This window comes from Arthrobacter sp. 49Tsu3.1M3 (assembly GCF_900168135.1).
In the GTDB taxonomy this organism is placed as follows: domain Bacteria; phylum Actinomycetota; class Actinomycetes; order Actinomycetales; family Micrococcaceae; genus Arthrobacter.
In genome coordinates this window covers 85,508-98,075 of record NZ_FUZD01000002.1, presented here as the reverse complement: position 1 = coordinate 98,075, position 12,568 = coordinate 85,508, and the positions used below count along the sequence as shown (strand labels likewise).

The 12,568-nt window shown below is 59.6% G+C and carries 11 protein-coding genes and 1 pseudogene; all 12 read left to right on the top strand.

What is annotated here, in order from left to right; translation table 11 throughout:
- Positions 1-73 precede the first annotated feature (73 nt).
- The 12 genes and pseudogenes from B5X90_RS03340 (at position 74) to B5X90_RS03290 (ending at position 12,247) form a co-directional block, all read left to right on the top strand.
- The gene (locus tag B5X90_RS03340; RefSeq protein ID WP_079550087.1) at positions 74-832 is read left to right on the top strand and encodes a phospholipase D-like domain-containing protein; all 759 of its coding nucleotides are present in this window, start codon (positions 74-76) and stop codon (positions 830-832) included.
- 103 nt (positions 833-935) lie between these two features.
- A pseudogene (locus B5X90_RS03335) lies at positions 936-1,466 on the top strand (recombinase family protein).
- A 221-nt stretch (positions 1,467-1,687) separates the two neighbouring features.
- Positions 1,688-2,260 carry a hypothetical protein gene (locus tag B5X90_RS03330; RefSeq protein WP_079550086.1) on the top strand — a complete coding sequence of 191 codons (573 nt, stop codon included), beginning with the start codon at positions 1,688-1,690 and terminating at the stop codon, positions 2,258-2,260.
- Positions 2,257-3,681, top strand: coding sequence for a hypothetical protein (locus B5X90_RS03325; protein WP_143264642.1), 1,425 nt, complete (start codon positions 2,257-2,259; stop codon positions 3,679-3,681). Before B5X90_RS03330 ends, B5X90_RS03325 begins: the two co-directional genes overlap by 4 nt.
- Positions 3,682-4,337: 656 nt before the next feature.
- Positions 4,338-4,850: a hypothetical protein gene (locus B5X90_RS03320; protein WP_079550084.1), complete on the top strand. Its 513-nt coding sequence runs from the start codon at positions 4,338-4,340 to the stop codon at positions 4,848-4,850.
- The gene (locus B5X90_RS03315) at positions 4,847-6,310 is read left to right on the top strand and encodes a hypothetical protein (RefSeq protein ID WP_143264640.1); all 1,464 of its coding nucleotides are present in this window, start codon (positions 4,847-4,849) and stop codon (positions 6,308-6,310) included. The genes B5X90_RS03320 and B5X90_RS03315 overlap by 4 nt, the downstream gene beginning before the upstream one ends.
- A 4-nt stretch (positions 6,311-6,314) precedes the next feature.
- On the top strand, positions 6,315-6,515 hold the full coding sequence (locus B5X90_RS20935) for a hypothetical protein (RefSeq protein WP_143264639.1): 201 nt from the start codon (positions 6,315-6,317) through the stop codon (positions 6,513-6,515).
- Positions 6,512-6,880 (top strand): hypothetical protein, encoded by a 369-nt coding sequence (locus B5X90_RS03310; protein ID WP_079550082.1) that lies wholly within the window; start codon positions 6,512-6,514, stop codon positions 6,878-6,880. Before B5X90_RS20935 ends, B5X90_RS03310 begins: the two co-directional genes overlap by 4 nt.
- Positions 6,881-7,192: 312 nt before the next feature.
- A complete protein-coding gene (locus B5X90_RS21520) occupies positions 7,193-7,438 on the top strand; it encodes a hypothetical protein (RefSeq protein WP_256860032.1) in 246 nt (81 codons plus the stop codon).
- A gap of 107 nt (positions 7,439-7,545) precedes the next feature.
- Positions 7,546-8,478 carry an ABC transporter ATP-binding protein gene (locus tag B5X90_RS03300; protein WP_079550081.1) on the top strand — a complete coding sequence of 311 codons (933 nt, stop codon included), beginning with the start codon at positions 7,546-7,548 and terminating at the stop codon, positions 8,476-8,478.
- Positions 8,479-8,483: 5 nt separating this feature from the next.
- Positions 8,484-9,797 (top strand): ABC transporter permease, encoded by a 1,314-nt coding sequence (locus tag B5X90_RS03295; RefSeq protein ID WP_079550080.1) that lies wholly within the window; start codon positions 8,484-8,486, stop codon positions 9,795-9,797.
- Between the two features lie 839 nt (positions 9,798-10,636).
- Entirely contained in the window at positions 10,637-12,247 is a 1,611-nt protein-coding gene (locus B5X90_RS03290; RefSeq protein WP_079550079.1) for a hypothetical protein, read from the top strand.
- Positions 12,248-12,568 lie beyond the last annotated feature (321 nt).

Sequence of the window (12,568 nt, the reverse complement as noted above, 5' to 3'; positions counted from 1 at the left end):
ACGCTGACGCCTGCTAGCCCCGGTGTGACACAATCGATCTTCCTATTGAGCAGATACCTATTTGGGGGATGTCATGACTGAAGGCTGGCTTGAACGAAGAGACCGCGAGATGGATCGATGGGTGCCGGACCTGAGTTTTTCGCCCCAGGGCGCGGATAAGGATCTGCATTTGGCATACCCTCATTTGGAGGAAGGACAATGGGATAATCAGCGGACTCGGTCTACGAGGACAGGGGTCATCACGACGCACTTCGGTGACCTCACGGAACCAGTTGTCGACTTCATTCGAGGCTCCCACGCTGTTGTTGGTTGCGTCGCATGGTTGACCGCAACTCCCATTCTTGAGGCGCTCTCAGAGGTCGACACGGCGATCGTCGTCCAGAAGGAAGACTTTCTTCGCCCTGACCAAGGGCAGACAGACGCTTGGCGACAAACGCTCCGGAAAAGCTACGGTGCAATCACTAATGGTTTCGCTCGTTACCGGTTCCCCTACCCGTTAGGGATGATGAACTACTCCGGCGACCCCACAGTGGACCCGGTTAGCTGTGTCGGGAATCACAATTCCGACCGGCGAGCTGCCGCGCCCAGGATGCACCACAAATTTCTGGTCCGTGTAGACGAGTCGGATGACGGGGTCGTTGCTTCAGCAGTCTGGACAGGTTCGTTCAACTTCTCGAAGAATGGGGGAAACTCGTTCGAAAACGCGGTGGAAATCCACGATGTCGACGTGGCGCAGCAGTACTTAAAGGAGTTCGCCCGGGTAGCAGCCTTGTCCGAACCGCTGAACTGGTACCGCGACTGGGTAACCCCGCAGTACCGCCTTGGTAGTTAACGATCAGGCCATCCGCCCTCCCCGCAGGGCGCTTCCCGCTCAACATCCGTCCCGCAGGAAAAGCCCGAACGAACAGTCAGGTTGGTCCACTCGGCCTAATTACCTGACCGCGCAGCGCGACGGCCTCGCCGCCCTCGGCGTTCCTGATGACCGGATCTACGTCGGCCACGGACTGACCGGCAGAAACAAGGAACGGCCCGGACTCCGACAAGCCCTCGCCGCCGTCCGGGCCGGCGACACCCTCGCCCTCACCAAACTCGACCGGCTCGCCCGCTCCTGCCGGACGCGAGAGACGTCATCGAAGACCTCACCAAACGGAACGTGAACCTCAGCATCGGCGGATCCATCCACGACCCCACCGACCCAGTCGGCCGGCTCCTCTTCAACGTCCTGGCCATGGTCGCCGAATTCGAATCAGATCTCATCCGCGCCCGCGAAGGGATGCAGGTCGCCAAAGCCAAAGGCTGGCTCCGCGGCAAGCCACCCAAACTCAGCAAAAGCCAGGAAGCCCACTTCGTCTCCCTGTACACCTCGTCTCCCTATATAAGGGAGGACAACACACACCGCCGAAATCGCTGAGCTGTTCAAGGTCGCTAGGAGCACGATCTACCGCATCGTCCAACGCATGCCGTAGTCACCGTGTCGGTCAAGGCCGCCGCAGTCCCTACCGCGCCGGGTCCATCCCAATCCCATGGGGCTGGACCGCTACTGTGGCCGGCCTGCAGTGACATTGCTAGGAAGCTCGGTCCCAGTCTCAGCCAGCGTCTACAGATATTTGGCGTCCTGACAGCAGGATCGGGCGCGGCGGGCGCCTTTCCTGCCTCTCTACACGTTGCCGCAGGCTAATGTGATGCTATGGCAGAGGAAATCCAGGAGATTGGTCGGCGAGGTGCGGCAACGCTCAAGCGATGGTTAGAGGCCACAACCTACATCGAATTACCGTTTGACGCTTATAACAACAAGATTGATTGCATGGTCGACACCTTCGGGGGAAAGAAGCAGTTCGATCTTGTTGGCTATATGCTCGCAGGCGACAAGAGCCCGGTGATCATCGAATCTAAGAAATACAAGTCCGCCGGCGGACAGTACAACGAGTTCGTAAAATTCCTAGCGATCGCATACGCCCACACTGCGAAGGAGGTCGAGGAGTATGGCACTTCTCGCGAGGCTCGTTACTTCTGGGTAACTTTTCATCCTTTCAACCTAGATAACTGGTCAAAGTTCGAAACTGTCAGCCATATGAAGATGGCACTGACCAAGCATCCCGAGTATGTCAAAGGCCACAGCGTTGATGATGACCTTGTCGGCCAGGTTGCCAATCGAGTAACCGTTTTGGTGTTTAACCCGAAACAAGAGGACCTGAGCCTAACGCGACTCGAGCTCGAAAAGATCCGTCCAATCCTGGCAAGAAAGGTCCGCACGCTGTGAACGATTTAGTACAGGCGCTACGAGAAGTTCGCAGTAACCACGTCCGCGACGAGTACTCAACCCGAGTTAAACGCTTGGTTGAAGATCACCTGACTGGCTTACAGAATGGGGCAAAGATTGAAGACACTTTGTACTTCAACCATAGCGCCATACCGGATTTCGTCATGACCTGGGACAGCGGCAAGAACCGACGCGACGTCTATATTCGGTCATCGTACGCTGCCATCATGGCCGCCAATGAGCCGGAACAGATCCGTACTGGCGACCCGATCTTCGTTTCGCTGGATGAGCAGCAGACCTACGCCGAACCAGGCTTTGAGATAACTCAGCAAGATTTGGTCGCAGCCACCACGAACGCAAAGCACACTCTCCTTACTGATCCTTCGGCGTTGATGGAGATATCAGCCCCGGCCGACAACTCCAATCCCTTGGCTTCTGTGGTCAAGTCGAACTTTCTCCGCGGAGCACGCGGCCTGGTCGATGAGTCTGTGGCCGAAGCTCTGGTGCATGGCCTTCCTCAGGCTGGAGGCACAGGCGTAAGTGATCTAATTCGCGATAAGTTCTTTGACGATGCAGTGTTCCGGATGGAACGAACTGCTGCACTTGTGCAGTGGGCTCTCGCGGATGCGGAGGACGACAGCGCCGTAGACTCCCTGGCCCTTGAAGGTCGCATGTCTACAGAAGAACTTAGGAACGTGCTGCCTTGGATACTTCGCCAAGAGACCTCGAACAAAAACTCCACTTTCTGGGCGCGCTTGGGCGCGATGATGACCTTTGAGCAGCTCGAACAAATAGCCTCTGAAATAGAGGGCATCGACGTCACACCGCTGATTCGCGCCAACGCACACCACTGGTCCGCCAGGAGGTGCTACCTGGGGCTGAACGTCACGGAAGACGGGAGCTACCCGGAAAATCCCACGTGGAGATTCAGTGGCGGGACACTTGGGCTCGGGATACGGGAACTTATGGTCAGGGTAAGTTACAGCGGCAACAAGTTAAAGAGCCGTCCCGGTTCATCGTCCCCGCGTTGGGAAACGGTTAAATCTCACTTCAGTGAGTACAAACTCCAGTCAGTCAGTCTGTCAGGAATTGAGCGTTCGCTAAGAGTTGAAGCCAAGCAAAGCGACGACATTAACAAGGACGTTGCTAAAGTAGCCGACTCGGTCGAGGACGACTACTTTGTCGAAAAAGTTGAGCTGAACCTATCCGTCCCCGGTGGCGAGGAGAATGAGTTCACTTCTGTCGAGGTGGATTTCGCAGGCTCCTTGGCCTCCACAAATAAGCCAGCCGAACTAGCCTCGCTTACTCGAGTTGGGCTCAATGTAATTGGTTACGGTCGCGAGCAGCGCGGTGAGGATCTCACAAAGGTTCTGGGCTCGGATTCGGGCGGGACATCGTCCGTCGACCACGTTCGCCACTAGACGCTGAATCCTGACCGCTCCGCGAAGCAGGAATAACCTTCCTCCCCGGGCTGCAGTTAGCGGCGGCGGTTCCCAGCCTCCCAGCGCGGGCTCTTCACGGTTTGTGGGGAAATGGATCGCCGCCGGTCAGCGCATCGGACTCAGTCTGCAGCAAATCGCGCACGCCCTGGACGAACTCCCCCGACCCAGCGAGACTGGACACATATGTCCCGCAACTGGGCGCGCCTCGTCGCGAAGCGCATCGAGCAGCTTCAACGCCTCGCGTCCAACCTCGACGGCTATATCGGCTGCGGATGCCTCTCCCTCGGAAAATGCACCCTCTTCAACCCGATGACGAAGCCGCAGACGAGGGCGTCGGCGCACGCTGGTCTGCTCCACCGAGCCGCTGGGCGGATAACGCGACATGACCGGCTTTCTTTTTGAAAACCAGTTCTAACTGACACTATGAGGGCATTCGGGTCGTATTTCGGAGGCTTGCCATGGGCGCGTCAGAAACGGTCGTTTTTGAGTGGTCCCAGTCGATGGCGTCCTCACTGGGAGCCAAGGCTTGCTATTGTCATTCCATGTCGGGGGAAGAGGCCCATGAAAAGGGTCGTGAAGGCGCGCGCCGCGCCAAAGAGTGGCTTGAGTCAACCACTCGCGTAAATGCCTGTTGGGTGAACCCCGACAAATTCGCCGTTGAGAAGCTGACATTCCCCTGGGCTGCCGGAAAAAGACAGCCTTTCTCCTATGACCTCGGCGGCCTCCTGCTTCGCGGTGATCTTGAAGGCCGGGCGTTCTACGCCGAGGTGAAGAACTACACGAACGCCAGTAACAACCAAGGTGCGGAGTACGTCGAGTACCTAGCCAAGTGCTACTGCGCCTATCTGGACAGCCCCAAATACTGCGACAATTTCATGTGGATCACTTGGCATCCCTTCAGCCTTACGAAGTGGTCAAAGCTCTGCTCCGCCGAGGAAGTCCGAGATGCGGTCTTGTCTCACCGCTTGAACACCTTGGGCATAGAAGAAGAGGCCGAAGCCAAGGCTGCCATCAACATGGAGGCTTGCATCGCGGTAGCCGAGAGGCTCTGGATAATCGTCTTGTCAGAGCGGCAGGAGATACTAACCGTCTCGGCCGAGCATCGGGGCCTCATCGAAAAGTTTGACACCGAGAGGGGGCGAAGGTGACCGAAGTTCGATCAGCTGGCTTCGCGCAAGAGATCGTAAACGCATTGGGTGTACGTTCTCCCCAGGACTCCATCAACGCCATCAAAAATGCCGTTATTAAGGAGCTGGAGACCCTCGACCGATCTGTGAGCATCAGAGACACGTCGTACTTCAATCACACCTACGCTCCCGATCTGATTCTCAACTGGGATGCAACAACCGAGCGCCCCGTTTACCTCCGGTTCACGGACAACCTCCTTGAATTACGTGAAGGAATTTCAAGGCTTGATTTTGAGAACGCCTTTGTATTTGGCCTTACGCGTCCCCAGGAAGATGCTGAAGGCTTTCCCCAACTAGAGCAATCCGCCCAGGATCACCACGCCCTCATAACTGACGCTGACGGCATTGAAACGCTGATCAATCAGCGGAGCAAAGACGCGGGCGTCAATTTGCTAGGCCAAGCCTTGACCCGAGGTGGACGCGGGCTTCTTGCCCAACCTCAAGCCGAGGCAGTGGCAAAAACAGTTTCAGAGGGCTTCAGCGCTGCCCTCGAAACGCAAAGCGCACCGACGCGATTGGCTGTAGATGCCATAGCTCAATACCTCGACGATCCTCAGGCCGCGCGTATGACCCGAGTACTGCAAGCGGTCTGGGAAGGAAGCGACGGCCGCATAGACCAATTTCCGGGCCCGGCTGACCTCTCGAAAAGTCTCAACGACGATTCTCTGCAATACATTCTCGATGTCGTCTCGGCCAGCGATAGGAATTTTTGGCGCCGAATCGGCAGGTTCCTGACAACTTCTCAGCTGTCCCGTATGAGCCTGAACGCCTCCAACGAGGAGAGCTTTCAGAACCTGATAAACGCGAATTTGGATGTCATACCTTGCAGGGCGGCTGCTGTGGCTTCCGGCGCGGAAACCCTCTTTTCAGCGGACAGGGAGCCGTTCCTTTGGTCAATCCGCCGCAAAACGCTTGCCCTGGAAGGTCCGGACTTTACCGCTTTCGTCGCTGACCGGAAGGAACTTGTGGAGGGCAAGGTCGCTGCCGGCGACCTCGCTTCCACCAATGGCCTCGACGTGGAAACCCTCAGCAGACGAGTTGCAGAGTACGAACTCACCGAAGTCACGCTGAGGGACGGCGGTGCGACGGTGCAATTCACCTCCAATGAGGGCGTGGGGCACGACGAACGTCTGGCCAAGCTCGCCCAGGGCCTATCCTCCAACAGCACAGTGGTCAAGGCTGTCGTACCACTCCCCGAGGGCCAATTAGCTCTGAACTTCAAGACCAGTCTCGTCAATGCAAAAACGACCAGAACGCCACTGCTTAAGGATGTACTCGCAGTCTCCATCCCACTGCTGCACGAGCTGCCTGAGGATCGAAGGCAAGCCCTGAAAGCATTCCTGCAAGTCGGAGATTCAGTCCCGACTGGCAACGCGGAGGACCTATTGGGCCTACTCGCTGAAAAACTCGGCGAAGACTAGACCCGTGTCTGATTCGATCAGTGCCCATCCGGACCTGGATCTGGAGAGTCGGCGGGCAGCTTGGCGCTCCCACATTCCGGATCACACGCGGGTGGTGTTCATCGCTGAAGCACCACCCCCTGAAGAACGCTACTTCTACTACCCGGAAGCGCCCGGCATGATTACCTTTTTCTGGAACTGCTGGGGGTCCTTTACCCGGAAATGAGAACCAATGGCACCGATTACATGCGGACCAACAAGCCGGCCTTGCTGCGGCGCTTCGCCGACGACGGCTACCTGCTGGTCGACGCCATCGAGGGACGGGTCGCCCTCCGCAAGCCGGCTCTCCGCAAACGGGCCATCAGCGCCAGCCAGGAAGATTTGCTGAATAGGTTGCGCATCGTGGGACCCAACGATTTCGTGGCCATACCGGTAAAGGCGACGGTCCAGGACGGGCTGAGCGAAGTAGCGAAGTCCCGGATCGGGGCGCGCTTCATCCGCGAACGGATACCGTTTCCGAGCACCGGACAGCAGACGAATTTCCGCAACAGGTTAGGTCGAGTTCTGGGCACACTGGCCGATTCGCCGTGAGATTAGCCCGAAGCCGGCTCGTCAGCCATACGGTTCTCCTCCGTAGTCCCCAGATGATTCACCGCGTCGGTTCGGGAATGCGGCCCGGTGGGCTCACGAAAGTCCGTCTCCAAGCGTGGGGCTCGTCCTGGTCCAGGAGTCCAAAGCTGCCGTGTCGTGTACCACGCGCGGCTGCACGGCCAGCACGGGACGCTGGGTGACATCGTGGGACAACCGCGTCCACACCTCCGCGTCGACGGTGCAGATCGACCACACGGTCCCGGTTCACGAGGCCTGGGGATCCGGGGCAACGTCTGGGCCCAGGCGCGGCGCGTGGCCTTCTACAACGACCTCGGCGACACCCGCACCTTGGCCACCCGAACGTCCGCGCTCAACTCCTCAAAGCAGGCCAAGGGCCCGGAGACGTGGCTGCCGCCGAAGAACCGCTGCGCGTACATCGGCCAGTGGGTGGCGGTGAAGATCCGCTGGGGCCGGCGCGTCGACAGCACGGAAAAGGCCGCGCTCATCCGCTACGCAGACTCCTGCCCCAACGTCACACTCACGGTTACCCGCACCTGAGTCGTCAGACGCCCTCCACCCGCAACTCCGCCGATGATCCGTGATTGTGCAACAGGCCGTTGCACAATCGCCGCCGGCGCCGACGACGGGCCGGTTACAGTGGTGCCATGACACTGGGGGACACGGCCGCCGAGCCGCTGGTACACATCAAAGACTTCCGGATGGACTTCGGGGACACGACGTTCATCAGAGACCTGTCCTTCGATGTCCGGGCCGGGGAAACCTTCGGGTTCCTCGGCAGCAACGGATCAGGGAAGACCACCACGCTCCGGGCGCTGCTGGGGATCTACCAGCCGACCGCCGGGACCCTGCACATCGGGGGCAAACCCTTCACCCCGCAGGACGGCTCCCGGCTCGGGTACCTGCCCGAGGAACGCGGCCTCTACAAGAAAGAGTCCGTGCTGGACGTGATGGTGTACTTCGGCCGGCTCAAGGGCCTGGACAAGGCCCGGGCGAAGGCCTGGTCCCGGGAGTACCTGGAGCGGGTGGACCTGGCCGACAAGGCCAGCATGCGGCTGGACAAGCTCTCCGGCGGGCAGCAGCAGAAAATCCAGCTCGGCGTGACCATCATGAACGACCCCGAACTGCTGATCTTGGACGAGCCCACCAAGGGCTTCGACCCGGTCAACCGGCGCCTGCTCATGGACATCATCGAAGACCAGAAACTCGCCGGCGCGACCGTCATCATGGTCACCCACCAGATGGAAGAAGTCGAACGGCTCTGCGACCGGGTGATCCTGCTCAAAGACGGGACCTCCCGGGCCTACGGCACCGTCGCCGAGGTCCAGGAACAATTCGGCGGCACCGTCTACCGGCTCACCTACACCGGGACCCTGCCCTCTTCTGCCCTGTATGACATTGTCAGTGCCGGCGGCGGCCAGGCCGAGCTCTCCCCCCGCCCGGGCGGGGACGAGGCGGCCGTCCTGCGCGAGCTCATCGGCCACGGCGTGGCCGTCCGGTCCTTCACCACCGCCAGGACGTCCCTGGACGAGGTCTTCATCAAGGTCTACGGCGAAACCCACGACATGGCGGAGGCATAAACCCCGTGACACAGAAAACCTCCACGCAGCTCCCCTCCCCCACCCCGGCACCGGCCACCCCGCCGCCCACGCCCAAGCGCCCCTTTGCCGGTCACAACCTCGGCACCGTCGTCGGGTTCGAATTCACGCGCACCGTGAAAAAACGCCGCTTCTGGATCGCCACCCTGGCCATCCCGGTGGTCATGGCGATCGTCTTCGCGCTCATCTACCTCAGCAACTCCTCCACCGCCGCCAGCGCCGACGCCCAGAAGACCGCGGCCCTGACCTTCACCTACACCGATGCCTCCGGACTCATCACCCCGGCCATCGCCAACGCCATGGGCGGCCGGCAGGCCAGCGATCCGGACAAGGCACTCCAGGACGTCAAAGACGGCGCAACCGACGCCTACTTCGCCTACCCCGCCGACCCGGCCACCCAGCCGGTCAAGGTCTACGGGCAGGATCAGGGGATCTTCGACAACGGCAAGTACGACGCCGTCGCCAAACAGCTCCTCACCGCCTCAGCCCAGGCCACGATCGGCTCCCCGCAACTGATGGCCGCAGCCAGCGGCGACGTCAAAACCGAATCCCAGACCTTCAAGGACGGCCAGCCCGCCGGCGGCCTCGGATCCGCCGTCCCGCCGCTGATGTTCCTGCTGATCTTCTACGTCTCGATCATTCTGCTCTCCAACCAGATGCTCAACAGCACCCTGGAAGAGAAAGAAAACCGGGTCACCGAAATGATCCTCACCACCCTGAACCCGACCACCCTGATCATCGGCAAAGTCATCGCCCTGTTCATGGTCGGCCTGGTCCAGATCCTGGTCTTCCTCACCCCCATCGTCGTCGGATACGCCTTCTTCCGCGACAAACTCGCCATGCCCGACCTCGACCTGTCGACCCTGACCTTCGAACCCGGCACCATGATCGTCGGGGCACTGCTGCTGCTGGGCGGCTTCACCGTCTTCACCGGCGTCCTGGTCGCGATCGGCGCTGTCATGCCCACCGCCAAAGACGCCGGCACCATCTTCGGGCCGCTGATGGCGCTGATCTTTGTCCCCTTCTACGCCATGACACTGATCATTTCCGACCCGCACGCACCCATCGTGCAGATCTTCACCTACTTCCCGCTCTCCGCGCCCGTGACCGCTCTGCTCCGCAACGGCTTCGGCACCCTCTCCCCCGTCGAATCAACCATCGTCATCGCCGAACTCTTCATCATCGGATTCCTCATCCTCAGACTCGCCGTCCATCTCTTCCGCTACGGGTCCATCCAGTACTCAAGCAAACTCTCCATCGCTGGCACCTTCCGCAAACGCACCATACCCGGCGGTAAATGACCCGCCCCGCCCGCACACGGCTGTAGCGCTAGGCGCGGGAGGCGCCTGCGGCTAACTGTGCCGACACACATGGCCCACCCGTCAAAAACCCTGCAGCTCACGTTTTGACCGGCCTTGCTTCCGGCAACGAGTTCTGACCACCGCTATTGGGGCATTCGGGTCGTTTTCGGAGGCTTGCCATGGGCAGGTCGGAAACGGTCGTTTTTGACGGGTTAGATGGAGCTAACGAAAGGTAGGCGGGCATGATTACGCCCTAATGGGTGACGACATCTGGGGATGCGTCGAAACTGACTGCCTACCACGCCCGGCTGACCGATATGGTCCGCGCCATCGTCTACTGTCAGAATGCCGCCTTAGTCTCTGCGCTGGGCTGCCCACAATCACGCGGCCAGAACAGTCACTCAGAAAGGCAAGACCGGAATGACCAATGCATCGAGGGAAGCGGATACCCCGGCATGACAGGCCCGCAAGAATGGACGCGGATCAGATTTCCGAGCGTCGGGGACACCCATAGGCCTTCCTTCGCTTCCGCCTCAGTGCATCACGTCCTTACTGTGTCGTTGCGTGGTCATACGGACCTGGCACGATGGGTCCGCTACCTTTTGGACGCCGATCTTGCCGTTTCAGCTGCTTGGCCATCCGAGACAGCCGTGCGAGTCCCCTACAGGTACCGCAAGCAGGCCCGGCGTATGCGCAAATTGCGCTCTAGCGTCACGATGATGGAACAGGCCGCGGAGTCAAACTCCTGGAGCGGAGCATTCGCCTTCGCAAGGCGACATCCGCGTTTCGGGATTCCATATCTGAGAGGAAAGTGGCTTTCCACGAAGGCAGCACCACGCGTGGAGGATTTCGCGGAAACCAAATCCTTCACCAGCTTGGTCAGGCTCTTCTTCTTCCATCCGTTCGTCACGGTGCGGCGCGTACTTCCCAGGCTCCGATTTACCCGCGGCAATGACGAACGGGATGAAGTGGAAAGACCAAAGGATGCCTTGGACTCCGGAGGGTCGATGCCAGAGCCCGAGATGGAGGTTGATCAGGACGACGTCGACACGTTAGAAATGCTAGCTGAGGCGGAAAAGGGGTACTTAGACCGTCAGATTGTTTCTGCCGCGATCCGTCAGAGCGATGCAAACCTTTTCGGGGGGCCGGATCGTGATGGCGATGGGTTCGTGCGGCTGATGCTCAGGGAGAGTTACCACGATTTTGTCCTTCCCGGTTCCGAAGAGAGACACCATGTGGTCTTCGAGCCAAGGCTGTTGTTGCATGAGTCGGGAGTCGCTCAGCTCGATTTGGCGTTGAGCGTGGAGACCTCCCTGGAGGTTCGGCAGGTGTTGGCCATGATGTGGGGACCAGAGCCAATGTTCGTGCGTTCGGAGATGTCGGCGCCCCTCATTCAGGGAACCTCTTGGGAGTCTTTGGCGGACTTCTCCGAGGGCACGCTCGATGCCGGTCAGCCCCTCGGAGTAATCGAGCATTCAGAACCAGTGTCCATGCAGGACCTTCTGCACATGCATTTTCTCGCTGTTTTGAGGATCATCAAGCGGTCCTACACTTACTGGACTTCCTATCCCGTCGCGATTGTGGGATCTAGCCACTGTTGTGGTCCAGAAGAGTGGCAACGAACGCATCAGGAAGACCTTATCCGTCTGACGATTAGGAGTTCCCATGATGGTGAGGTAGCCGAACACATACTTCCCCCAAAAGACCTATCTCTCAGTCGCAACCACTCACTTTTCGCCCAATTGGGCTCAGCTATCTACCTCCAGTGGAAGGGCACCCCTCCACGAGGAATCGATGAATTGAATACCGTGCTCGTGTTGGAGTATGCGCTGCTCGCGTACGTGCGCCTCCACGCCTTGGAAGAAGACGTTTCACGGATGGTCGCGGGCGAACGACGATTGCGGGCACGCTACCGGACAGCAGTACGGCTGTTTTCAGAATTGCGCCAGCGTGACCTAAGGTCTGGCGAGGCTCGAGACATAGTGCGTCACGTTTTCGATGACCTCGGAGTGCCCGAAATCAGGAGAACTATTGAAACCGCGCTAAGTCTTTCCGCCTCGGCATACTCAACCCGCAGTGCTGAACGCGCAGCCCGCCGGGCTTGGTGGATCACATTGATAGCAACACTGATTGGGCTTGTTGTTGCTTTGCCACCCCTCCGAGACCTTCTGGCTTCCGTCCCTGCTGTCGAACCAGGAGAGGCATGGCCCCTCGCTCCACTCCGGTGGCTGGCTGAGCAAGGCTTCTGGGGTCCTTGGCTGGCCTTGGCCGGGTTACTAGTCGCAGTGCTCGCCCTATGGGTTTTGGGGTGGTGCTGGCGGTGGAGAATCCGACGTCTGCCCTCCTTTCGGCGTGGGTATAAATGGCCAACAGAGTTCACATTTACTGATGACCGTTTCTCCCCTGCCGCGGGTGGTCCACAACGTACTGAGATAGAGGCAGAGTTGTGAGGGGCGCTAGGCGCCTTCCCCGCACTCCCCGGGTCTACCCACGCCCACCTAACGGCACCAACTGGGCGGCTTTCCAACGGTCCGCGCCGACAGCCGATGTCGCCCCTTTGTCGGGACCGTGGCCATGCGCACTCATCGCCTTGGACTGGGTGTCGTCGTAGGCGTTCTTGATGTACCCGTTGGCCCGGGCACCCCCGGATCTTCGGAGTCTCTTCTCTACTGTTCTCCGGCCGTGGGAGAGGAACCCTTCAATGCCCGAGCAGCAACTGCCCGTTGCATAGTCATCGGGAGTCGGTGGAGCTGCGAGAAACTCGGGTCGGG

Excerpts from the sequence above, each read along its gene's own strand:
- B5X90_RS03300 (WP_079550081.1), top strand. The coding sequence starts at position 7,546 with ATGACACTGGGGGACACGGCCGCCGAGCCGCTGGTACACATCAAAGAC.
- B5X90_RS03330 (WP_079550086.1), top strand. The coding sequence starts at position 1,688 with ATGGCAGAGGAAATCCAGGAGATTGGTCGGCGAGGTGCGGCAACGCTC.
- B5X90_RS03340 (WP_079550087.1), top strand. The coding sequence starts at position 74 with ATGACTGAAGGCTGGCTTGAACGAAGAGACCGCGAGATGGATCGATGG.
- B5X90_RS03310 (WP_079550082.1), top strand. The coding sequence starts at position 6,512 with ATGAGAACCAATGGCACCGATTACATGCGGACCAACAAGCCGGCCTTG.